The following is a 21,169-nucleotide window of genomic DNA, read 5'->3' as shown; positions in this document are numbered from 1 at the left end:
TCCCGGTCGGCCCAGGGGCGACGGATCACCGATGTGCCCTTCGTTACTGCCGGCCCGGCCCGCGCCGTACCGCCACCCCTGCTCCGCCGGCCGGATCGACCGCCCGGCCGGCGGTGCGGCTCAGACGTCGGCCGGGACGGACTCCGCCAGCCACGCACCGTAGCCTCCGAGCAGGTCGGAGACGTCCGTCCGGCCCGCGTGCCGGAGCAGGCTGGCGGCGATGGAGGAACGGTGCCCCCCCGCACAGTGGACGACGAGCGGCCGGCCGACCGGGACCTCGTCGATACGGCGGGCGAGTTCCGCCAGCGGGATGTGCAGCGAACCGTCGATGCAGCCCTCTTCGCGCTCGGCGGTGTTGCGCACGTCCAGAACGAGCGGCGGCTCGTCACCGCCGCGCAGGCGGCGCAGTTCGTCCGCGGTGAGGCGGCTCGCCCGGTCCATGTCCCCGGCCAGGGCGGGGAAGGCCCCCTCGGGCTCACGCAGGTAGCCGCCCGTCCTGTCGAAGCCGATCCGGGCCAGCCGGGTGAGGACCTCCTCCTCACGGTCCTGCGGTGTGATCACGATGACCTCCTGCTCCGGGGCGACCACCATGCCCGCCTGTTCGGCGAAGCGCCCGTCGGCGGGCACGTTGACCGATCCGCGCAGATGCCCGGCGGCGAAGTCCTGCGGGGACCGGGCGTCGACGACGACCGCTCCGGCGGCCCGCCGCTGCATGAACTCCTCGGCCGACAGCGGCCGTGCCACGCCGGCCACGTCGAACAGACCGTGCTCCCTGCGGTTGAGGACGGCGTCGTAGGAGAAGTAGCCGGGCGCCGCGGGCTGTCCGGCGGTCACCAGAGCCAGGAACTGCTCCTCGCTCATCGGACGGCAGGCGTAGTTGGTGGCACGCTGCTCGCCGATGGTGGACTGCCGCTGGGTGGAGAGGTTCTTGCCGCAGGCGGAGCCGGCGCCGTGCGCGGGGAAGACCCGCACCTCGTCGGGCAGGGCCATCAGCTTGCGCTGGACGCTGTCGTACAGCATCCGGCCGAGTTCGTCGGCGGTCGCGCCGAGCGAGGCCAGCAGGTCGGGGCGTCCCACGTCGCCGATGAACAGCGCGTCGCCGGTGAGGACGCCGTAGGGGACGGGGTCGTCCCCGTGCTCGTACACGAGGATGCTGATCGACTCGGGGGTGTGGCCGGGCGTTTCCATGATCTGCAGGGTGACGTCGCCGAGGCTGACGCGGTCGCCGTCGGCGAACTTCCGGCTGGGGTACTCCGTCTCGGCGCTGCGTCCGTAGCCGATCCAGGCGCCGGTGCGGTCGGCCATCTCCAGGTGACCGGCGAGGAAGTCGGCGTGGAAGTGGGTGTTGAGGACGCCCTCGACGGTGAAACCGTGGGCGGCGGCGTCGGCGACGTATTCGGAGATGTCGCGGCGGGGGTCGACGACCACGGCCCGGCCGGTGGTCTCGTCGGCGATCATGTAGGACGCCTGCGAGAGGCAGTCGAGGTAGTACTGGGCGAAGAACATGGCTGTTGACCTCCATGTCGGGCAGAAGGGGGCGGATGTGCCGTGAGGGCGGCGGCCGGGAGGTGCCGGCCGTGCCGCTCGGATCCGGGGGGAACGGGTCCGGGCGCAGGGCCCGGACCGGTCGGTCAGAGGCGGCCGGTGAGCATGCCGTGCCAGTACACGGGCGGCAGCACGAACCGCTTGAACACCCACATGTCGCGCCGCTCCTTGAAGGTGTCGATGAGCGGGAAGGTGGGCCGGGGGTTCAGGTCGTAGTCGAACTCGGCGAGCAGCATCCGGTCGCGTGCGGTCACCAGCGGGCAGGAGGTGTAGCCGTCGTACCGGCGGGTCGGGCTCTTGCCCTTCATCACGTCCAGCAGGTTGGCGGCCACGACCGGAGCCTGCTTGCGCACGGCCGCGCCGGTCTTGGACGTCGGCAGGTTCGCCACGTCGCCGAGCGCGAACACGTTCGGGTGCCGGGGGTGCTGCAGCGTGTACTTGTCCGCGGCGACGAAGCCCAGGGGGCTCGCCGGGTCGGCGAGCGGGCCGGTCTTGACCCAGTCGGGCGCGCTCTGCGGCGGTACGGCGTGCAGGAGGTCGTAGTGGACGGTCTCCTTCGTGCCGTCCGCGTGGTCGGTGAGGACGACCTCGCGGCGGTCGCCGTCGACGGCGGTCATCTCGGACCGCAGCCGCACCTCGATACCGTACCGGCGGGCGACCTGTTCCAGGGTGCGGCCCCAGGCGGGGACCTTGAACAGGACGGCATCGGGAATGACGAGGATGATCCGGATCCGGTCGAGGACCTTCTGCTTGCGCCAGTAGTCGGCGGCCAGATACGCGATCTTCTGGGGTGCGCCGCCGCACTTGAGCGGCGTCGCCGGGTGCGTGAAAACGGCCGTGCCCGACCGCATCTGCCGGATCAGCTCCCAGGTGCGCGGGGCGTACTCCGGTGCGTAGTTGCTGCTCACCCGGTCGTGCCCGACCGCTTCGGCGAGCCCGGGTACGGCGCCCCAGTCCAACTGAAGTCCCGGGGCCATCACCAGGTAGTCGTAGGCCAGTTCGTCGCCGCCGGTGAGCGTGACGATGCGGGCGTCGGGGTCGACGGCGAGGGCGCGCCGGCGTATCCAGCGCACTCCGTCGGGAATGACGGACGCCTCGGGACGCCGGGTGCTGCGCAGGGACGCCTGACCGCCGCCCACCAGGGTCCACAGGGGCTGGTACCAGTGCGTGTCGGACGGTTCGACGAGGGTGATGTCGGTGACGCCGGCGCGGCGCAGGCGGGCCGCGACGCTGATCCCGGCGCTGCCGCCACCGATCACGGCCACGCGGCGCCGACCGGCGATCGGCTGGCTGCCGTGCGGGGGATTGCCGACCATGGTTGCCTCCTCAAATACCCCGGGGGGTTTCCTCTGGCGACGGTACGGCGGCCACCAAGAGGCGGTCAAATACCCGAGGGGGTATTTGACTGTGAGGCAATAGGTCGGACTTTTCCTGACCGGTCCGGATGTCGGGGCAGGCTTGACGAAAGCGCGGGCCCGCGAGTGCGCGAGCAGCGACCGGGTGAGTGAGCGGCGGCCTCACCGGCGGTGAGCGGAGACCTCCCCGGCGGCGAGCGGCGAGATGCCGGCCCGCGTCGGTCCGCGACCCCCGGCAGCGTCCCCGGGGAGGCGTGGGACGAGCCCGGGCAGGTCCAGAATCGTTTCCGTGCTCACTCAGGACCCGCTGCCCCTGCCCTTCTTCGTCTACGGCACGCTCCGCCCCGGCGAGCCCAACCACGACGTGTTCCTGCGGGGCCGCACCGCCTCGGAGATACCCGGCCGCCTCCCGGACGCCGTGCTCTACGACGGCCCCGCCTACCCCTACGCCGTGCCGGAACCCGGCGGAGCCGTCACCGGCGACCTGATCACCCCGCTCCCCGAGGAGTACGAACGGCTGCTGGCCGAGCTGGACCGCCTGGAGGAGTACGCGCCGGGCGACCCCCGCAACCTCTACGAACGGCAGGCCCGGGACGTCCTGACCGTCGACGGCACCCCGGTCCGCGCCTGGGTGTACCTGGCCGCCCCGGCCGTCGCCGCCCGGCTGCGGGTCCGCGGCACGCGCATCGACAGCGGCGACTGGCACACCCGCCCCTGACCGCCGCCGGCGGTCAGCCCACCGGCGCCGCCCGCACGTCCGCCCGCACCTCCACCCGTACCGCGCACGACTTGAACTCCGGCATCCGGGACGTCGGGTCGAGGGCCGGGTTGGTGAGGTTGTTGGCGCGGCCCTCGCCCGGCCAGTGGAAGGGCATGAAGACGGTGTCCGGGCGGATGTCCGGGGTGATGCGGGCCGGAGCCACGGCCCGGCCGCGCCGGGAGACCACCGTCACCGGGTCGCCCTCGCTCGCGCCGATGCGGGCCGCGAGCCGGGGGTGCAGTTCCACGAACGGGCCGGGGGCGGCGGCGTTCAGCTCGGCGACCCGCCGGGTCTGCGCACCCGACTGGTACTGCGACACCACCCGGCCGGTGGTCAGCAGCAGCGGGTACTCCTCGTCCGGCTCCTCCGCCGTCGCCCGGTGCGCCACGGCCGCGAACCGGGCCCGGCCGTCCTCCGTGGCGAACCGGTCCAGGAAGAGCCGGGGCGTACCCGGGTGGACCGGCCCGGAGGCACCCCGAGTCCCCCGCTGTGTCTCCTCCGTCTTTTCCGTCTCCCCCGTCTCCTCCGCGGACTCCGGGCACGGCCAGAAGACGCCGTTCTCCTCCGCCAGGCGCCGGTAGGTGATCCCGGAGTAGTCCGCCGGGCCGCCGGCGCTGGCCCGGCGGAGTTCACCGAAGACCTCCTCGGGGTCGGTCGGGAAGCCCTTCTCCACGCCCAGGCGGGCGGCAAGACCGTGCAGGACGTCCAGGTCGCTGCGGACCCCGGGGGGCGGGGCGACCGCCCGGCGGCGCAGCAGCACCCTGCCCTCCAGGCTGGTCGTCGTGCCCGTCTCCTCGGCCCACTGCGTCACCGGCAGAACGACGTCCGCGAGCGCCGCCGTCTCCGACAGGACGACGTCGCACACGGCGAGGAAGTCCAGCGCCCGGATGCGCTCCTCCACGTGCGCGGCGCGCGGCGCCGACACCACCGGGTTGGAACCCATCAGCAGCAGCGCCCGGATGTCCGTGCCGAGCGCGTCCAGCAGCTCGTACGCGCTGCGTCCGGGGCCGGGCAGGCTGTCCGGGTCCACGCCCCACACCTCGGCCACATGGCGCCGGGCCGCCGGGTCGTCCAGCTTGCGGTAGCCGGGCAACTGGTCGGCCTTCTGGCCGTGTTCCCGTCCGCCCTGGCCGTTGCCCTGCCCGGTCAGGCAGCCGTACCCCGACAGCGGGCGGCCCGCCCGGCCCGTCGCCAGGCACAGGTTGATCCAGGCGCCCACCGTGTCCGTCCCCTTGGACTGCTGCTCGGGCCCGCGGGCGGTCAGCACCATCGCGGCCTCCGGCTCGCAGAACAGCCGTACGGCCTCCCGCAGTTCGGGAACGGACACCCCCGTGATCCGCTCCACGTACTCCGGCCAGTGCGCCATCGCCGCCGCGCGGGCCTCCTCCCAGCCCGCCGTACGCTCCCGGATGTACTCCTCGTCCGTGCGTCCCTCGGCCACCACCAGGTGCAACAGGCCGAGCGCCAGGGCGAGATCGGTGCCGGGGCGGGGCGCGAGATGCAGGTCGGCCTGCTCGGCGGTCTTCGTCCGGCGCGGATCGACCACGACCAGCGTGCCGCCGTTCTCCCGCAGTTCGCGGAAGTAGCGCAGCGACGGCGGCATGGTCTCCGCGAGGTTCGAGCCGACCAGGATCACGCACCCGGTCCTCGGGATGTCCTCCAGCGGGAACGGCAGCCCCCGGTCCAGGCCGAAGGCCTTCGTGCCGGCGGCGGCGGCCGACGACATGCAGAAGCGGCCGTTGTAGTCGATCTGCGAGGTGCCCAGCACCACCCGCGCGAACTTGCCGAGCGCGTACGCCTTCTCGTTCGTCAGCCCGCCCCCGCCGAACACCCCGAGCGCGTCTGCCCCGTACCGCGCCCGGGTCGCGCCCAGCCGCTCGGCGATCAGATCGAGCGCCTCCGTCCAGGACGCCGGCACCAGCCCGCCGTCGGACCGCACGAGCGGCGAGGTCAGCCGCGCTCCCGGCGACAGCACCTCGGCGGCCGTACGGCCCTTGCCGCACAGCGCGCCCCGGTTCACCGGGAAGTCCGGCCGCTCGGCCACCTCGACGCCCCCCTGTGGCAGGGACAGGATGTTCATCCCGCATTGCAGGGCGCAGTACGGGCAGTGGGTGGGCGTCGAGGTGGTGTCCATGCAGCCAGCCTGCTTCGGACGTGTTACGGCACCGGACTGCTGCTGTTACGCCGCCGGGACGGCGACCTCCTCGCGCCCCCGCCTCCGCCGTGAGGCCGTCACCGCCCGTCGGCCAGTGCCCGCGCCACTCCCGGCTCCTTCGGCCCCAGGAAGGTCGGACCGGGGTGGAACAGGGCGTCCAGGGCCGCCTTGCCCGCCGCGAAGACCTCCCGGGTGCCGCCGTAGTACCAGGTCGCGTCGTGCTTGTCCTGGACCCCGATCCCGTACGAGTCGATCCCCGCCGCCTCGCACAGCGCGACCGCCCGCCGGATGTGGAAGCCCTGGCTGATCAGCACCGCCCGGTCCACCCCGAAGATCTTCTTGGCCCGCACGCACGAGTCCCAGGTGTCGAAACCGGCGTAGTCGCCGACGATCCGGCGGTCCGGCACCCCGTGCTTCCTCAGGTAGGCGCGCATGGCGTCCGGCTCGTCGTAGTCCTTGCGGCTGTTGTCGCCGGTGACCAGCACCACCTCGATCCGGCCCGCCCGGTACAGCTTCGCCGCCGCGTCCAGCCGGTGTGCCAGGTACGGCGAGGGCTCGCCCTTCCACAGGCCGGCCCCGAAGACCACGGCGACCTCGGTGCGCGGCGCGTCCGCCGTGGTCCGCAGCCGACCGGCCGTCGACACGTACAGCCAGGTGGTCGGCAGCAGCGCCAGCACGCACACGGCCATCACGGCCTGCACCAGTCGCCGCTGCCCGCGGCGGGTGCGCGGCAGCCGCGGTCGACGGATCTTCATACGGTCCCCCATCTGATCCGGTCACGGTGATCGCCGAGCCGGCCCCATGTGATCGCCGATCCGGCCCTATGCGATCGCCGATCCGGCCCTATGCGATCGCCGAGCCGGCTCCATGTGGCCGCTGAGCCGGTCCCGTGCGGCCGCTGATCCGGCCCCTGCGATCGGCCGATCGGTTCCGACCATGGAGGACGCGCGGGACGGCGCCCCGGTTTCGCCTCACACGCCGCCGCCGTACGCCGTGAATCCATGGAAAACACTCGTGACGGCCACGCAACGGCGACGCAACGTCCCGCCGTCAGGATCCTTGCATGACGGCGTTGCACCTTCTCCGCGATGAGCCCACCCTCGTCCTGGTGGCCCACGGCAGCCGTGACCCGCGTGCGCTGGACACCGTGCACACGCTGGTCGAACGGGTACGCGAGCTGCGCCCCGGGCTCTCCGTCCGGCTGGGCCACATCGAGCTGAACGAGCCGCTGCTGCCCGACACCCTCGCCGCCCTCGGCGACACCCCGGCCGTCCTGGTCCCCCTCCTCCTCGGCCGCGGCTACCACGTCAAGCAGGACATCCCCGAGATGGCCGCCGCCGCGTCCGCCGGCGCCCGCGTGGCCGCGCCGCTCGGCCCGCACCCGCTGCTCGTGGAGACCCTCCACGACCGCCTGGTGGAGGCCGGCTGGCACACCCCGGACCACGCCACCTGCCGCTCCAGCGCCGTGGTCCTCGCCGCGGCGGGCTCCCGCGACCCCGACTCGGCGACGGACACCCGCCGCACGGCCCGCCTCCTCGCCGACCGCCTCGGAGTTCCGGTCGTCCCGGCCTACGCCTCGGCGGCGACCCCGACGGTCCGGGCAGCGGTACGCGCGCTGACGGCCAGAGGCCGCCACCGGGTGGCCATCGCCTCCTACTTCACAGCCCCGGGCCGCTTCGCGACCCAGTGCGCGGACCGGGCCCCCTGGATAGCCGCCGAGCCCCTGGGAGCCCATGAGGCGATGGCCCGCCTGATCGTGCACCGCTACGAGGAGAGTCTGGCAACGGGGGCGGCCGCAGCCGCCTGACACGACGTCCGGGCGCACCGACGAGTCCCGATTGTCACTGCCGCCGCTTACTGTCGAGACATGGAAGGCACCGCAGCGGACACGTACGACCCGGCATCAATCGAACGCTGGGCCCCCGAACCAGACAAACGCCCGGGTCGCACCGCCTTCCAACGCGACCGCGCCCGCATCCTGCACAGCGCTGCGCTGCGCCGCCTCGCCGGCAAGACCCAGGTCGTCACGCCGGGCACGCGCAGCCCGGCCTGGGACGCGAGTCCCCGCACCCGCCTGACGCATTCCTTGGAGTGCGCCCAGGTCGGCCGAGAGCTGGGGGCAGCGCTCGGCTGCGACGCCGATCTGGTGGAAGCAGCCTGCCTCTCGCACGACCTGGGTCACCCGCCCTTCGGCCACAACGGCGAAGTCGCACTGAACGAGTTCGCCGACGACTGCGGCGGTTTCGAGGGCAACGCCCAGTCCCTCAGGCTCCTCACCCGTCTGGAGCCCAAACGGTTCACCCCTGAGGGGTCCGTCGGCCTCAACCTCACCCGCGCCGCCCTGGACGCCGCCACCAAGTACCCCTGGCCGCGCGGCGCTCACCCCACCGACCCGGCGTCGACGAAGTTCGGCGTGTACGAGGACGACCGCCCGGTGTTCGACTGGGTCCGGGGCACCGCCCTCGGTACGCGCACCTGCTTCGAGGCGCAGGTCATGGACTGGTCGGACGACGTGGCGTACTCGGTGCACGACGTCGAGGACGGCCTGCACGCCGGCCACATCGACCCCGACTGCCTGCACGCCGAACCCGAACGGCGGGCGGTGTTCGAGGTCGCCGTCGGCCGTTACGTCCCCGCGGACACGGACCCCGCCGAACTCGCCGAGGCCCTGGACCGCCTCCAGGACCAGGAGTGGTGGCCGCACGGCTACGACGGCACCGCGGTCGCCCAGGCCCGGCTGAAGGACGCCACCAGCCAGCTCATCGGCCGGTTCTGCCTGGCCGCCGAGGGCGCCACGCGCGCCGCCTACGGCACCGGCCGGCTCACCCGCTACGGCGCCGAACTCGTCGTACCCCGCGAGACCCGGATGGAGTGCGCGGTGCTCAAGGCGGTCGCGGACCGGTACGTGATGCAGCGCGCCGAGCAGGAGCGGCTGCGCGCCGATCAGCGGGTGGTCGTCGCGGAGCTGGCGCAGGCGCTCACGGCCCGCGCGCCCGAGGGTCTGGATCCGCAGTTCCAGGCACTGTTCGACGGGGCGGGCGACGACCGGGCGCGCAAGCGGGTGATCGTCGACCAGATCGCCTCCCTCACCGACGCCTCCGCCCGCTCGCTGCACGCGAGACTCACGGGGCACAAAGTCCCACTCCCGGAGTAATCCGGCCCCGGGTGGCGCCTGACACCCGCAACCGGTCGGTATACCGGGCAGGACCGGCCCCGTGAACGGGACGTCGGGCGGGGAACATGTCCGCCGAAGGGCCTGATCGGGTCACTTTCTCTTCCCGCAGCACGCCACATGCGGGACGCTCGCAAGAGGGCGGCACCCTACGAGGAGGCATCAAGTGGTCGACGCGGATCAGACATTCGTCATCGTCGGAGGCGGCCTCGCCGGAGCGAAGGCGGCCGAGACGCTCCGTGCGGAGGGCTTCACCGGGCGGGTGATACTGATCTGCGACGAACGCGACCACCCGTACGAGCGTCCGCCGCTGTCCAAGGGCTATCTGCTCGGCAAGGAGGAACGGGACAGCGTCTTCGTGCACGAGCCCTCCTGGTACGCCCAGCACGACATCGAGCTGCACCTCGGCCAGACGGTCGACGCGATCGACCGGACGGCCAGGACCGTGCGCTTCGGGGACGACGGCACCCTCGTCCACTACGACAAGCTGCTCCTCGCCACCGGCGCCGAGCCCCGCCGCCTGGACATCCCCGGCACCGGACTCGCGGGCGTGCACCACCTGCGCCGCCTCGCCCACGCCGACCGGCTCAGGAACACGCTGGCCGCGCTCGGCCGGGACAACGGCAGGCTCGTGATCGCGGGCGCCGGCTGGATCGGCCTGGAGGTGGCGGCTGCGGCCCGCACCTACGGCGCGGAGGTGACCGTCCTCGAGCCGCTGCCGACCCCGCTGCACAACGTCCTGGGCCCCGAGCTGGGCGAGGTCTTCGCCGATCTGCACCGTGAGCACGGCGTCGTCTTCCACTTCGGCGCCCGGCTCACGGAGATCGTCGGCCAGGACGGCATGGTCCTCGCCGTCCGCACCGACGACGGCGAGGAGCACCCGGCGCACGAGGTCCTCGCGGCGATCGGCGCGGCACCGCGCACGAACCTGGCCGAGGCCGCGGGGCTGGAGATCGCCGACCGGGCGTACGGAGGCGGTGTCGCCGTGGACGAACGGCTGCGCACCTCGGACCCGGACATCTACGCGGCCGGTGACGTCGCCGCGTTCCCGCTGCCGCTCTTCGGCACCAGGGTCCGGGTGGAGCACTGGGCCAACGCCCTGAACGGCGGCCCGGTCGCCGCCCGCGCCATGCTCGGCAAGGACATCCGCTACGACCGGGTGCCCTACTTCTTCACCGACCAGTACGACCTGGGCATGGAGTACAGCGGCTGGGCGCCCCCCGGCTCGTACGACCAGGTGGTCGCGCGCGGTGATGTCGGCAGGCGGGAGTTCATCGCGTTCTGGCTCAGCAAGGGACGCGTCCTGGCCGGGATGAACGTGAACGTGTGGGACGTCACAGAGCACATCCAGAAACTCATCCGCTCCGGGGCCCTGGTGGACCCGCAGGCCCTGGCCGACCCGCACGTACCCCTCGACAGCCTGACCTGCTGAGCAGCGGGAGTGTCCGTCCTGCCCCGTAGAATCTCCTCGTGGCAGGACGGATCAACGACGACGACGTGAAGGCGGTACGGGACGCGGTCCCGATCGACGCCGTGGTCTCCGAGTACCTCCAGCTGCGCAACGCGGGCGGCGGCAACCTGAAGGGCCTGTGCCCCTTCCACGACGAGAAGTCGCCGTCCTTCCAGGTCAGCCCGAGCAAGGGACTCTTCCACTGCTTCGGCTGCCAGGAGGGCGGCGACACCATCACCTTCGTGATGAAGGTGGACCACCTCTCCTTCTCGGAGGCGGTCGAGCGCCTGGCCGCCCAGGCCGGTATCACGCTGCGCTACGAGGAGGGCGGCTACAACCCCGCCCACCAGCGCGGCGAGCGCATCCGCCTGATCGAGGCGCACAAGATCGCCGCCCAGTGGTACGCCGAGCAGCTCGCCACCGGCGCAGAGGCCGAGACCGGCCGGATCTTCCTCGCCGAGCGCGGCTTCGACCAGGCCGCCGCCGTCCACTTCGGCGTCGGATACAGCCCCCAGGGCTGGGACCACCTCACCCGCTACCTGCGCGGGAAGGGCTTCACCGACAAGGAGCTGATCCTCTCCGGCCTCTCCCAGGAGGGCCGCCGCGGCCCCATCGACCGCTTCCGGGGCCGCCTGATGTGGCCCATCCGGGACATCGGCGGCGAGGTCGTCGGCTTCGGCGCCCGCAAGCTGTACGAGGCGGACAACGGCCCGAAGTACCTGAACACGCCCGAGACGTCGATCTACAAGAAGAGCCAGGTGCTGTACGGCATCGACCTGGCGAAGAAGGAGATCGCCAAGACGAGCCGCGCGGTGGTCGTCGAGGGCTACACCGACGTGATGGCCTGCCACCTCGCGGGTGTCACGACCGCCATCGCGACCTGCGGTACGGCCTTCGGCGGCGAGCACATCAAGATCCTGCGCCGCCTGCTGATGGACAACGGCAGCGCCCGCGTCATCTTCACCTTCGACGGTGACGCGGCTGGGCAGAAGGCCGCCCTGCGTGCCTTCGAGGACGACCAGAAGTTCGCCGCCGAGACCTACATCGCCATCGCCCCGGACGGCATGGACCCCTGCGATCTGCGCCTGGCCAAGGGCGACGAGGCGGTCGCCGACCTGGTCGAACCCCGTACCCCGCTGTTCGAGTTCGCACTCCGCCAGATCGTGAGCCGCTACGACCTCAACACCCCGGCGGGCCGCGCGGCGGCGCTGGACGAGGCGGCACCCGTCGTCGCCCGGATCAAGAACAGCGGCGCCCAGCACGAGGTCGCCGTCGAGCTGGCCGGCATGCTCGGCATCCTCGACACCCAGTTCGTCGTCAAGCGGGTCGCCCAGCTCGCCCGCTGGGCCCGCGACCGCGGCGGCAAGGCCCCGCAGCAGCCGCCCCGCCCCGCCGGCCGGCAGTGGGAGGCCGCACCCCGTCCCGCGACCTCCGGCCCGGCGCTCAACCTGCGCAACCCGGTCTACGCCACCGAACGCGAACTGCTCAAACTCGCCCTGCAGCGCCCCGAGCTGGTGTCGCCCGCGTTCGACGCGTACGGCGTCGACGAGTTCACCGCCCCTCCCTACGCGGCCGTACGCCAGGCGATCGCCGAGGCGGGCGGCGCCGAGTACGGCGGTCAGGACCCCCAGGAGTACCTGGTCCGCGTCCGTGAGGCGGCTCCCGACGACGCCGTCCGGGCGATGGTGACGGAGCTGGCGGTGGAGGCGATCCTGCGCCGCACGGTCGACGAGGCGTACGCGGGTGAACAGCTCGTCACCGTCCGGCGCAGAGCTGTAACCCGTCGACTCACCGATCTCCAGGGCACGTTGACCCGGCTCGGACACTCGGATCCGGCGCAGTCGGCCGCCGTCCAGAACGAGATGATGATCCTCACCCGGTACGACAGGGCGCTGCAGGAAGAGGGTCCGTCGGCTCTCTGAGGACGACCACCAGCGGGTCACGAGGCGGATGCAAAAAGTCACCGCACGCCCCTCGTGGCGGGGATGTGTCGTACTCCACACTGGGGGCAGCGAGCATCCTGGAGGTCGCCCCCGTGCAGACCCGGACCCTCACCCAGAACGACAGTACGCGTGCCCCCCTCGGCGAGCCGGACGAGGAGACCGGCGCCGTCGCGGCCGTCCCCCCGCAGAGCCGTGGCCTGCTCCACCCGGAGGCGGCGGAGCCGCCCGCCGAGGCGCTCACGGAAGACGCCGTGGACGCCGTGGACGCCGTGGACGCCGCGGAGGCCGTGGACGCCGTGGACGCCGCGGAGGCTGCCGTGGACGCCGTCGAGCCCGCCGAGGCCCCGGCCGCCGCCCGTGCCGAGACCGGCGGCCCCTCCGCCGACCTGTTCCGTCAGTACCTGCGCGAGATCGGCCGCATCCCGCTGCTCACCGCGGCCGAGGAGGTCGAACTCGCCCGCCGGGTGGAGGCCGGCCTGTTCGCCGAGGAGAAGCTGGGCAACGCCCCCGACCTGGACAGCCAGCTCGCCCTGGACCTGGACCGGCTCGTCGTCCGGGGCCGGATGGCCAAGCGGCGGCTCATCGAGGCCAACCTGCGGCTCGTCGTGTCCGTGGCCAAGAGGTACGTCGGCCGCGGGCTGACCATGCTCGACCTCGTCCAGGAGGGCAACCTCGGGCTCATCCGGGCCGTGGAGAAGTTCGACTACGCCCGTGGCTACAAGTTCTCCACGTACGCCACCTGGTGGATCCGGCAGGCCATGTCCCGGGCCCTGGCCGACCAGGCCCGCACCATCCGGGTGCCCGTCCACGTCGTGGAACTCATCAACCGGGTCGTCCGCGTCCAGCGCCGCATGCTCCAGGAGCGCGGCTACGAACCCACCTGCGACGAGGTCGCCGCCCACCTGGACCTGCCGCCCGAGCGGGTCGGCGAAGTCCTGCGGCTCGCCCAGGAGCCGATCTCGCTGCACGCGCCCGTCGGGGAGGAGGACGACGTGGCCCTCGGCGACCTCATCGAGGACGGCGACGCGACCAGCCCCGTCGAGTCCGCCGCGTTCCTGCTGCTGCGCGAGCACCTGGAAGCGGTGCTGTCCACCCTCGGCGAGCGCGAGCGCAAGGTCGTCCAGCTGCGCTACGGACTGATCGACGGCCGCCCCCGCACCCTGGAGGAGATCGGCCGCCTGTTCGGCGTGACCCGGGAACGGATACGCCAGATCGAGTCCAAGACCCTCAACAAGCTCCGCGACCACGCCTTCGCGGACCAGCTGCGGGGTTACCTCGACTGAACGGGGCAAGGGGGCCGCCGGCCGACGGCCCCCCGTGCCCAGAGCGTGTTTCGAAAGTCCCGTCTGGCCCGCCCTTCGGGCGGACGACGCTACTTTCGAAGCGCGCCCTAGTCGACCTCCGCCAGCGCCTGCGCGAACTGCGCCTTGTACAGCCGCGCGTACGCCCCGTCCGCATCCAACAGCTCCGTGTGCGCGCCCTGTTCGACGATCGAGCCGTTCTCCATCACCAGGATCGTGTCGGCGTCCCGGATCGTGGAGAGCCGGTGCGCGATCACGAACGACGTACGGCCGTGCGCGAGTTTGGCCATCGCCTTCTGGATCAGCACCTCCGTGCGGGTGTCGACGGAGCTGGTCGCCTCGTCCAGCACCAGGATCACCGGGTCGGACAGGAACGCCCGTGCGATCGTGATGAGCTGCTTCTCGCCGGCGCTGACGCCGGTGCCCTCGTCGTCGATGACGGTGTCGTAGCCCTCGGGCAGCGTCCGGATGAACCGGTCGGCGTGAGCCGCCCGCGCGGCCTCCTCGATCTCCCCACGGGTGACCTCCCGCGACGCCCCGTACGCGATGTTGTCCGCGATGGTGCCGCCGAACAGCCAGGTGTCCTGGAGCACCATGCCGATGCCGGACCGCAGGTCGTCGCGGGACATCTTGCGGATGTCCACCCCGTCGAGGGTGATCCGGCCGCCCGTGACGTCGTAGAACCGCATCAGCAGGTTGACCAGCGTGGTCTTGCCCGCGCCGGTGGGGCCGACGATGGCCACCGTCTGGCCGGGCCGCACCGTCAGCGACAGGTCCTCGATCAGCGGCTTCTCGGGGTCGTACCGGAACGACACCCGCTCCAGGTCCACGCGCCCGTGCAGCTCGGCCGGCCGCTCGCCCGGCACCGGGTCCGCCTCCTGCTCCTCCGCGTCAAGGAGTTCGAAGACCCGCTCGGCCGAGGCGACACCGGACTGCACCAGGTTCGCCATCGACGCGACCTGCGTCAGCGGCATCGAGAACTGCCGCGAGTACTGGATGAAGGCCTGCACGTCACCGATGGACAGCGAGCCGGAGGCGACCCGCAGACCACCGACGACCGCCACCAGGATGTAGTTCAGGTTCGACACGAACATCATCAGCGGCTGCATGATGCCGCTGTTGAACTGCGCCTTGAACGCGGCCTCGTACAGCGCCTCGTTCTGCTCGGCGAACTGCTGCGCCGACTCATCCTGGCGCCCGAACACCTTCACCAGCGTGTGCCCGGTGTACATCTCCTCGACGTGCGCGTTCAGCTTGCCGGTGGTGCGCCACTGCTGCACGAAGTGCGGCTGCGAACGCTTGCCGACCCGGGTGGCCACGACGACCGACAGCGGTACGGTCACCAGCGCGACCAGCGCGAGGATCCAGGAGACGTAGAACATCATCGCGAGCACACCGACGATGGTCAGCACCGCGTTGATCAGCTGGCCCATCGACTGCTGGAGCGTCTGCCCGATGTTGTCGATGTCGTTGGTCGCGCGGGAGAGCACCTCGCCGCGCTGGCGCTTGTCGAAGTACGACAGCGGCAGCCGGGACAGCTTCGTCTGCACGTCCTCCCGCATCCGGAACATCGTGCGGTTGACGGTCCGGTTGACCAGCCGTGTCGCCACCGCCGTCAGCAGACCGGCCAGCAGGAACGTGCCCGTCGCCAGTAGCAGCACACCGCCGATGGCACCGAAGTCGATGCCCTTGCCGGGCGTGAAGTCCGTGCTCTGCAGCATGTCCGCGACGGAGCCCCTGCCATGGGCCCGCATGGTGTCGAGCACCTGCTCCTTGCTGACGCCGGCCGGCATCTGCCGGCCGATGATCCCGGCGAAGACCAGGTCGGTGGCCTTGCCGAGGATCTTCGGGCCGACGACGTTCAGGGCCACGCTGACGACCACGCACAGCAACAGGGTGTAGAGGGTGAGCCGTTCGGGCTTGAACTGGGTGAGGAGCCGCTTGCCCGACCCCTTGAAGTCCATCGAGCGCTGGTCCGGGCCGCCCCCGGCCATCATGCGTCCCATGGGCCCGGCCATCAGGCAGCCTCCGCTTCCGTCAGCTGGGAGAGCACGATCTCCCGGTAGGTCTCGTTGGTCGCCATCAGCTCGTGGTGCCGGCCGGAGCCGACCACCAAGCCCCCGTCCAGCACGATGATCCGGTCGGCGTCCCGGATGGTCGCCACGCGCTGCGCGACGATCACGACGGTCGCCTCGGCGGTCTCCTCGGTGAGGGCCGCGCGCAGCGCCGCGTCCGTCGCGTAGTCGAGCGCGGAGAAGGAGTCGTCGAAGAGGTAGATCTCCGGGCGCTGCACCAGCGTGCGGGCGATCGCGAGCCGCTGCCGCTGGCCGCCGGAGACGTTGGTGCCGCCCTGCGCGATCGGCGCGTTCAGCCCGCCCTCCAGCTTCCGTACGAAGTCCGCGGCCTGTGCCACCTCCAGCGCGTGCCACAGCTCCGCGTCGGTGGCGTCGGGGTTGCCGTAGCGCAGGTTGGTGGCCACCGTCCCCGCGAACAGGTACGGCTTCTGCGGCACCAGCCCGACGGTCTTGGCCAGCACCTTCGGGTCGATCTCCGTGACGTCGACGCCGTTCACCAGCACCTGGCCCTCGGTGGCGTCGAACAGCCGCGGGACCAGGCCGAGCAGCGTCGACTTGCCGCTGCCGGTGGAGCCGATCACGGCGGTCGTCTCGCCCGGCCGGGCGTCCAGCTCGATGGCCTTCAGCACCGGCTCCTCGGCACCCGGATAGCGGAACCCCGCGCCCCGGATGTCCAGGTGCCCGTGCCCGCGCAGCCGGGTGACCGGCGCGAGCGGCGGCACCACGCTGGAATCGGTGCCCAGGACCTCCTGGATGCGTTCCGCGCACACCTCGGCGCGCGGCACCATCATGAACATGAACGTGGCCATCATCACAGACATGACGATCTGCATCAGATAGGCGAGGAACGCCGTCAGGTCACCGATGTGCATCCCGCCGCTGTCGATGCGGTGCGCGCCGAACCACACCACCGCGACGGACGACAGGTTGACCACCGTCATGACCATCGGGAACATCAGCGCGAGCATCCGTCCGGTGGCCAGCTGCATCTCGGTCAGGTCGGTGTTCGCCCGCCCGAACCGCTTCTGCTCGTACTCGTCGCGGACGAAGGCGCGGATCACCCGGTTGCCGGTGATCTGCTCGCGCAGCACCCGGTTCACGGTGTCCAGGCGGACCTGCATGGACCGGAACAGCGGGCGCAGCCGGCGCACGATCAGCGTCACCGAGATGCCGAGCACGGGGACGACGGCGACGAGCACCGCGGACAGCGGCACGTCCAGGCCGAGCGCCAGCACGATACCGCCCACACACATGATGGGCGCCGACACCATCAGCGTGAACGTCATCAGGGCCAGCATCTGGACCTGCTGTACGTCGTTCGTCGTACGCGTGATGAGAGAGGGGGCCCCGAAGTGACCGACCTCACGTGCGGAGAAGGACTGGACCCGGTCGAAGACGGCGCCACGCACGTCCCGGCCGAGCGCCGACGCGGTCCGCGCGCCGTAGTAGACGGCGCCGACGTTGCAGACGACCTGCGCCAGCGAGATGCCGATCATCAGGGCGCCGAAGGACAGGATGTAACCCGTGTCACCTTTCACGACACCGTTGTCGATGATGTCCGCGTTCAGAGTGGGCAGGTAGAGGGTGGCGCAGGTCTGCAGGAACTGCAGCAGCACCAGGACGGCTATGGGCTTTTTGTAGGGCCTGAGATAGGTCCGCAGAAGTCGTATGAGCACGCTACGTCTCTCGGAGTCGGCGGTAGGGGCTGGTCGACTGCCCCTGGCCCCTATCGTCCGACACTCAGCAGGCGTTACCCCAACCGAATTAACCCAACAGGCGGGTTCCCCGGTCCAGGGGGGCAGGGCGTGTTTGCAAAGTCCCGTCCGGCCCGCGACGCCTGGCACGGCACCTCGCCGCGTTGTCGGGATCGTCCGCGTACGCCCAGTACGCGGACGACCCTCCGCCTTGCGATGCACCGCACCAGACGCCGCGGGCCCCGCCTTTCGGGCGGACGACGCTCCTTTCGAAACCCGCCCTAGGGGCGGAACGCCCCGGGGTGTGTCTGCTCCCGCACCGACACGAACTGCTGCCGCACCGCCTGCCCCACGGCCAGGTCGTCACCCGGTTCCAGGATCTGCGCCGCCGCGCCCTGCCAGGCCGGCGGGGTACGCGGGTCGAGGCTGCCCTGCGACACGCCGAGTGCCCACGCCGCCTGCCGGGCCGCGCCGATCGCCGCGTAGTCGGCGGGCTGCGGTACGACGACCTGTGCACCGAACAGCGAGGGCGCCGCGGCCTGCACGGCGGGCAGTCCGGCGGCCGGACCCAGCAGGAAGATCCGCCGCACCTCCACACCCCGTCCGCGGAGCACGTCCAGCGCGTCCGCGAGCCCGCACAGCATGCCCTCGAACGCGGCCCGCGCCAGATGCTCCGGCCTCATCGACTCGCGCCGCAGCCCGGCGATCGTCCCGGCGGTGTGCGGCAGGTTCGGCGTCCGCTCACCCTCCAGGTAGGGGAGGAGGACGAGTCCGTGGGCGCCCGGCGTGGACTTCATCGCCAGCTCGGAGAGGGTCTCCAGATCGGGCACGCCGAGCAGTTCGGCGGTGCCCCGCAAGGTCCGTACGGCGTTGAGGGTCGTGACGACCGGCAGATGCATGCCGGTGGCGTCCGCGAGGGACGTGATCATCCCGGACTGGTCGGCGAGTGACTCCGGGTGAACGGCCATCACGGAGCCCGAGGCGCCGAGGGACACGACCGCGTCGCCCAGGCCGATCCCGAGCCCGAGCGCGGCGGCCATGGTCTCCCCGGTCCCGGCCGAGATGAGCAGCCCCTCCGGGGTCGTACCGGCCGCCTCCGACGGGCCGATCACCTCCGGCAGCATCGCCTGGTGCCCGAGCGCCAGATCGACCAGGTCGGGCCGGTAGGCGCCGGTACCCGCGGACCAGTACCCGGTGCCGGAGGCGCCCCCGCGGTCGGTGGTCCGGCGCAGGGGCCGCCCGAGCAGCTGCCACACCAGCCAGTCGTGGGCCTGCAGCAGGACCGCGGTGCGCAGCGCGTTCTCCGGCTCGTTCTTGGCGAGCCACCGCAGCTTGGTGACGGGCTGTGCGGCCTGCGGCACGCACCCCACGGCCTGCGCCCAGGCCTCCCGCCCGCCGAGCGCGTCGATCAGGTCGGCCGCGGCGACCTGCGCGCGCTTGTCCCCGCCGGTGAGCGCGGGGCGCACGGTGGCGCCCTGCGCGTCGAGCGGGATCAGCGCGTTCTGCTGCGCGGAGACCCCGATGGCCTGCACGCCCTCGAGGAGCCCGCCGCCCGCGGCCTCGCCCAGGGACAGCAGCCAGGCCTGCGGATCCACGTCGCTCGGGCGACCCTCCACCGGATGCGAGGCGTATCCCTGCCTGAGCACGGCTCCGGTGTCCGTGTCGCAGACCACGATGCGAGTGAAATCGGGCGAGCTGTCCAACCCGGCGACTATCCCCATACCGAGAATTTTGCAGCATCCCCGCGGCTGGTTCGGGCGACGGTGCCCACTCGCCGCCGGGACGCGTGCGGTGGTGCGGGTGCGTCTACGTGTTGCTCGTGCCCCAGTCGTCCTCGGGAGTGCCGTTGATGTTGCGCTCCCGCAGGGACCGGACCCGGTGGGCCACCGAGGCGGGGACCCGCTCCCCGAACTTGTCGCTCACCGTGTGGAAGGCCTTGCCGGCGTAGACGCGGCCCTGCTGTGCGGCTGTCTCGGCGGTGTTGCGGACGGCGGGGTTCTGAGCGATCCGGTCGGCGCACTTCTTCAGTTGCTCGTAGCGTTCGCGTCCAGCCCGCGTGCCGAGCACGTAACCGACGGCGAGTCCGGCGACGAACGTGAGCCGGTAGCGCATGGCGGCCACCCTTCCCTTGCGTAGGTCTCTGGTGCGGCGTCGTGCCGGGGAGAACCGATTGGCGGAGCACCCCCCTGCTTGCGCTAATGTATGTGTCGCAGCGAGCGCACGCCCCCTGGCGAATACCCAGGTAGGTGCTTTCGATGCAACGAGGCGATCCTCCGTAGCTCAATTGGCAGAGCAGCCGGCTGTTAACCGGCAGGTTACTGGTTCGAGTCCAGTCGGGGGAGCTTCGATCCTCCGTAGCTCAATTGGCAGAGCAGCCGGCTGTTAACCGGCAGGTTACTGGTTCGAGTCCAGTCGGGGGAGCGCAGTGAACGAGGACCCCTTGGGGGTCCTTTTTCATGCCCGCGGGAACCGTCGCGTCTGCGCCGGGGTCCCCGAGGTCATGAAGCAGCGCGGAAGCCGACCATCCGAAGCAGGAGATCGTATGAGCGGCTATGCTGCGGCAGACGGCGCGCACACTTGTACGCGACACGCCGCTATGGGGCGGTAGCTCAGCCGGTTAGAGCAGCGGACTCATAATCCGTCGGCCGTGGGTTCGAGTCCCACCCGCCCCACCACACAGTGATGACGCAGAAACGTTCTCACCTGCCGCCTGGCCGGACCCTTCCTGGCACACAGGGTTCTCTGCCGCCCCTGAAGATCGCTGGCTCGGCCGAGGCTCAGCCGAAGTGCAGACGATCAAGACAGGAAGCGGCCCCGGCCGGCGGGGTGCCGACCAGGGCCGCAAGGTGCGTGCTGGGTCATCCGGTCGGCCCCCGAGGTGATGCCGCCAGGAAAATCCGCCGTCCACGGCCGTGGTGACCGTAGACGGGGGCGTAGCGGTTGGCGGGCGAAGAGGACGAAGAGGGCGATGGCGCCTGGCGGCGCCGGCTACTCCGGCTAGGACGGCGATGGTGGGCACCGGCCGGCGGGCGCGTTCGAGGATGCGGATGCGGGACGGTGGTCAGCGACGTCCTTGCCCAGCTCCGGGGCCCCTGGCCGATACCGTCGAGCTTCGTCCCCACCCGGGTCAGACCATCGCTCAGGGATCCCAACTCCTGGTCCATCCGCGCGGGCGGAATGCAGACACCCGGATCCTGGACGCTCACTCGCGGGCCCCCGCCACCTTCCGGTTCGGAACCGCCCACGTCACCCCGAGCGCGCTGGCGGTCGCCGGCGCCACAGCGCCGGCAGCGGCACCCGACACGACCGCCTTCCACATCGTGGCGATCTCCATGGTTGTCCCTCCGGTTCAGGCGACGACGGTGAAGCCGTGCCGCGCGCCGAGCTTCTTCAGCGACGTCATCCCGGGAATGCCGTCCGCGGCGCTCCCCGAGTAGCCGAGACGCTTCTGCCAGCGCGCGTACGCGTTGACCGTCATCGACCCGAAGCTGCCGTCCACATACGGGGAGGCAAGCAGCCCCTCAGCCTTCAGCGCCCGCTCCACGACGAGGACTTCCGCCTTGTACGTGACGTGACCCTGAGCCGCGCCGGGGTCCCTCTTCGCGGCCGCCACGATGTGTGCCAAGGAGACCCTCGGCTTGGGCTGTTCCGCACCCGCCCACTTCAGCAACGCCGACCTGTCCGCGAAGTTGCCGACGTTCCGGTCCGTTCCGCCCGCG

General features: G+C 71.6%; 14 protein-coding genes, 3 tRNA genes and 1 pseudogene. 9 read left to right on the top strand and 9 right to left on the bottom strand.

Going from position 1 to position 21,169, the window contains the following annotated elements; translation table 11 throughout:
• Nucleotides 1–120: 120 nt before the first annotated feature.
• Nucleotides 121–1,506: a rhodanese-like domain-containing protein gene (locus K7G59_RS22090; RefSeq protein WP_225836831.1), complete on the bottom strand. Its 1,386-nt coding sequence runs from the start codon at nucleotides 1,504–1,506 to the stop codon at nucleotides 121–123.
• Between the two features lie 125 nt (nucleotides 1,507–1,631).
• On the bottom strand, nucleotides 1,632–2,861 hold the full coding sequence (locus K7G59_RS22085) for an FAD/NAD(P)-binding oxidoreductase (RefSeq protein ID WP_225836830.1): 1,230 nt from the start codon (nucleotides 2,859–2,861) through the stop codon (nucleotides 1,632–1,634).
• Nucleotides 2,862–3,207: 346 nt separating this feature from the next.
• Here K7G59_RS22085 and K7G59_RS22080 point away from each other — a divergent pair, with 346 nt between their 5' ends.
• Complete coding sequence (locus K7G59_RS22080) at nucleotides 3,208–3,618, top strand: gamma-glutamylcyclotransferase family protein (protein ID WP_263976637.1); 411 nt, start codon at nucleotides 3,208–3,210, stop codon at nucleotides 3,616–3,618.
• 13 nt (nucleotides 3,619–3,631) lie between these two features.
• On the opposite strand, the gene K7G59_RS22075 is transcribed toward K7G59_RS22080, so the two are convergent.
• Together K7G59_RS22075 and K7G59_RS22070 are read right to left on the bottom strand one after the other, a co-directional pair.
• Nucleotides 3,632–5,794 (bottom strand): molybdopterin oxidoreductase family protein, encoded by a 2,163-nt coding sequence (locus K7G59_RS22075; RefSeq protein WP_225836824.1) that lies wholly within the window; start codon nucleotides 5,792–5,794, stop codon nucleotides 3,632–3,634.
• 98 nt (nucleotides 5,795–5,892) lie between these two features.
• Nucleotides 5,893–6,570 (bottom strand): vancomycin high temperature exclusion protein, encoded by a 678-nt coding sequence (locus tag K7G59_RS22070; RefSeq protein ID WP_225836822.1) that lies wholly within the window; start codon nucleotides 6,568–6,570, stop codon nucleotides 5,893–5,895.
• Between the two features lie 308 nt (nucleotides 6,571–6,878).
• Between K7G59_RS22070 and K7G59_RS22065 the strand changes: the two genes are divergently transcribed.
• From K7G59_RS22065 to K7G59_RS22045, 5 genes are all read left to right on the top strand, one after another.
• Nucleotides 6,879–7,622: a sirohydrochlorin chelatase gene (locus tag K7G59_RS22065; protein ID WP_225836821.1), complete on the top strand. Its 744-nt coding sequence runs from the start codon at nucleotides 6,879–6,881 to the stop codon at nucleotides 7,620–7,622.
• A 60-nt stretch (nucleotides 7,623–7,682) separates the two neighbouring features.
• Entirely contained in the window at nucleotides 7,683–8,969 is a 1,287-nt protein-coding gene (locus K7G59_RS22060; RefSeq protein WP_225836820.1) for a deoxyguanosinetriphosphate triphosphohydrolase, read from the top strand.
• A 184-nt stretch (nucleotides 8,970–9,153) separates the two neighbouring features.
• The gene (locus K7G59_RS22055; protein ID WP_225836819.1) at nucleotides 9,154–10,419 is read left to right on the top strand and encodes an FAD-dependent oxidoreductase; all 1,266 of its coding nucleotides are present in this window, start codon (nucleotides 9,154–9,156) and stop codon (nucleotides 10,417–10,419) included.
• A 38-nt stretch (nucleotides 10,420–10,457) separates the two neighbouring features.
• On the top strand, nucleotides 10,458–12,359 hold the full coding sequence (gene dnaG / locus K7G59_RS22050; protein ID WP_225836818.1) for a DNA primase: 1,902 nt from the start codon (nucleotides 10,458–10,460) through the stop codon (nucleotides 12,357–12,359).
• A gap of 65 nt (nucleotides 12,360–12,424) precedes the next feature.
• Nucleotides 12,425–13,663, top strand: a complete 1,239-nt coding sequence (locus tag K7G59_RS22045) for an RNA polymerase sigma factor (protein WP_225836817.1) — start codon at nucleotides 12,425–12,427, stop codon at nucleotides 13,661–13,663.
• A 107-nt stretch (nucleotides 13,664–13,770) separates the two neighbouring features.
• On the opposite strand, the gene K7G59_RS22040 is transcribed toward K7G59_RS22045, so the two are convergent.
• The 4 genes from K7G59_RS22040 to K7G59_RS22025 form a co-directional block, all read right to left on the bottom strand.
• Complete coding sequence (locus K7G59_RS22040) at nucleotides 13,771–15,699, bottom strand: ABC transporter ATP-binding protein (RefSeq protein WP_225836816.1); 1,929 nt, start codon at nucleotides 15,697–15,699, stop codon at nucleotides 13,771–13,773.
• Nucleotides 15,699–17,432, bottom strand: a complete 1,734-nt coding sequence (locus K7G59_RS22035; RefSeq protein WP_225836814.1) for an ABC transporter ATP-binding protein — start codon at nucleotides 17,430–17,432, stop codon at nucleotides 15,699–15,701. The genes K7G59_RS22040 and K7G59_RS22035 overlap by 1 nt, the downstream gene beginning before the upstream one ends.
• Nucleotides 17,433–17,731: 299 nt before the next feature.
• Nucleotides 17,732–19,171: an FGGY family carbohydrate kinase gene (locus tag K7G59_RS22030; RefSeq protein WP_225836812.1), complete on the bottom strand. Its 1,440-nt coding sequence runs from the start codon at nucleotides 19,169–19,171 to the stop codon at nucleotides 17,732–17,734.
• A gap of 85 nt (nucleotides 19,172–19,256) precedes the next feature.
• Complete coding sequence (locus tag K7G59_RS22025; RefSeq protein ID WP_225836810.1) at nucleotides 19,257–19,562, bottom strand: YtxH domain-containing protein; 306 nt, start codon at nucleotides 19,560–19,562, stop codon at nucleotides 19,257–19,259.
• Between the two features lie 157 nt (nucleotides 19,563–19,719).
• Here K7G59_RS22025 and K7G59_RS22020 point away from each other — a divergent pair.
• The 3 genes from K7G59_RS22020 (at nucleotide 19,720) to K7G59_RS22010 (ending at nucleotide 20,125) form a co-directional block, all read left to right on the top strand.
• Nucleotides 19,720–19,792, top strand: a tRNA-Asn gene (locus K7G59_RS22020).
• A gap of 6 nt (nucleotides 19,793–19,798) precedes the next feature.
• Nucleotides 19,799–19,871 (top strand) — tRNA-Asn (locus K7G59_RS22015).
• 177 nt (nucleotides 19,872–20,048) lie between these two features.
• Nucleotides 20,049–20,125: transfer RNA gene (locus K7G59_RS22010), tRNA-Ile, on the top strand.
• A gap of 674 nt (nucleotides 20,126–20,799) precedes the next feature.
• Here the strand turns inward: K7G59_RS22010 and K7G59_RS22005 are convergent.
• Nucleotides 20,800–21,169, bottom strand: a pseudogene (locus tag K7G59_RS22005) (peptidoglycan-binding protein LysM); the annotation flags it as partial.

The sequence above is a fragment of the Streptomyces sp. NK08204 genome (genome assembly GCF_020400585.1).
Classification (GTDB): domain Bacteria; phylum Actinomycetota; class Actinomycetes; order Streptomycetales; family Streptomycetaceae; genus Streptomyces.
The sequence above is the reverse complement of the archived record's forward strand: the minus strand, read 5'-3'. Positions and strand labels throughout refer to the sequence as shown.

Coding starts and splice junctions, on each gene's coding strand:
- K7G59_RS22085 (WP_225836830.1), bottom strand. CDS start 2,861: ATGGTCGGCAATCCCCCGCACGGCAGCCAGCCGATCGCCGGTCGGCGC.
- K7G59_RS22065 (WP_225836821.1), top strand. CDS start 6,879: ATGACGGCGTTGCACCTTCTCCGCGATGAGCCCACCCTCGTCCTGGTG.
- K7G59_RS22060 (WP_225836820.1), top strand. CDS start 7,683: ATGGAAGGCACCGCAGCGGACACGTACGACCCGGCATCAATCGAACGC.
- K7G59_RS22025 (WP_225836810.1), bottom strand. CDS start 19,562: ATGCGCTACCGGCTCACGTTCGTCGCCGGACTCGCCGTCGGTTACGTG.
- K7G59_RS22090 (WP_225836831.1), bottom strand. CDS start 1,506: ATGTTCTTCGCCCAGTACTACCTCGACTGCCTCTCGCAGGCGTCCTAC.
- K7G59_RS22040 (WP_225836816.1), bottom strand. CDS start 15,699: ATGGCCGGGCCCATGGGACGCATGATGGCCGGGGGCGGCCCGGACCAG.
- K7G59_RS22070 (WP_225836822.1), bottom strand. CDS start 6,570: ATGAAGATCCGTCGACCGCGGCTGCCGCGCACCCGCCGCGGGCAGCGG.
- K7G59_RS22030 (WP_225836812.1), bottom strand. CDS start 19,171: ATGGGGATAGTCGCCGGGTTGGACAGCTCGCCCGATTTCACTCGCATC.
- K7G59_RS22075 (WP_225836824.1), bottom strand. CDS start 5,794: ATGGACACCACCTCGACGCCCACCCACTGCCCGTACTGCGCCCTGCAA.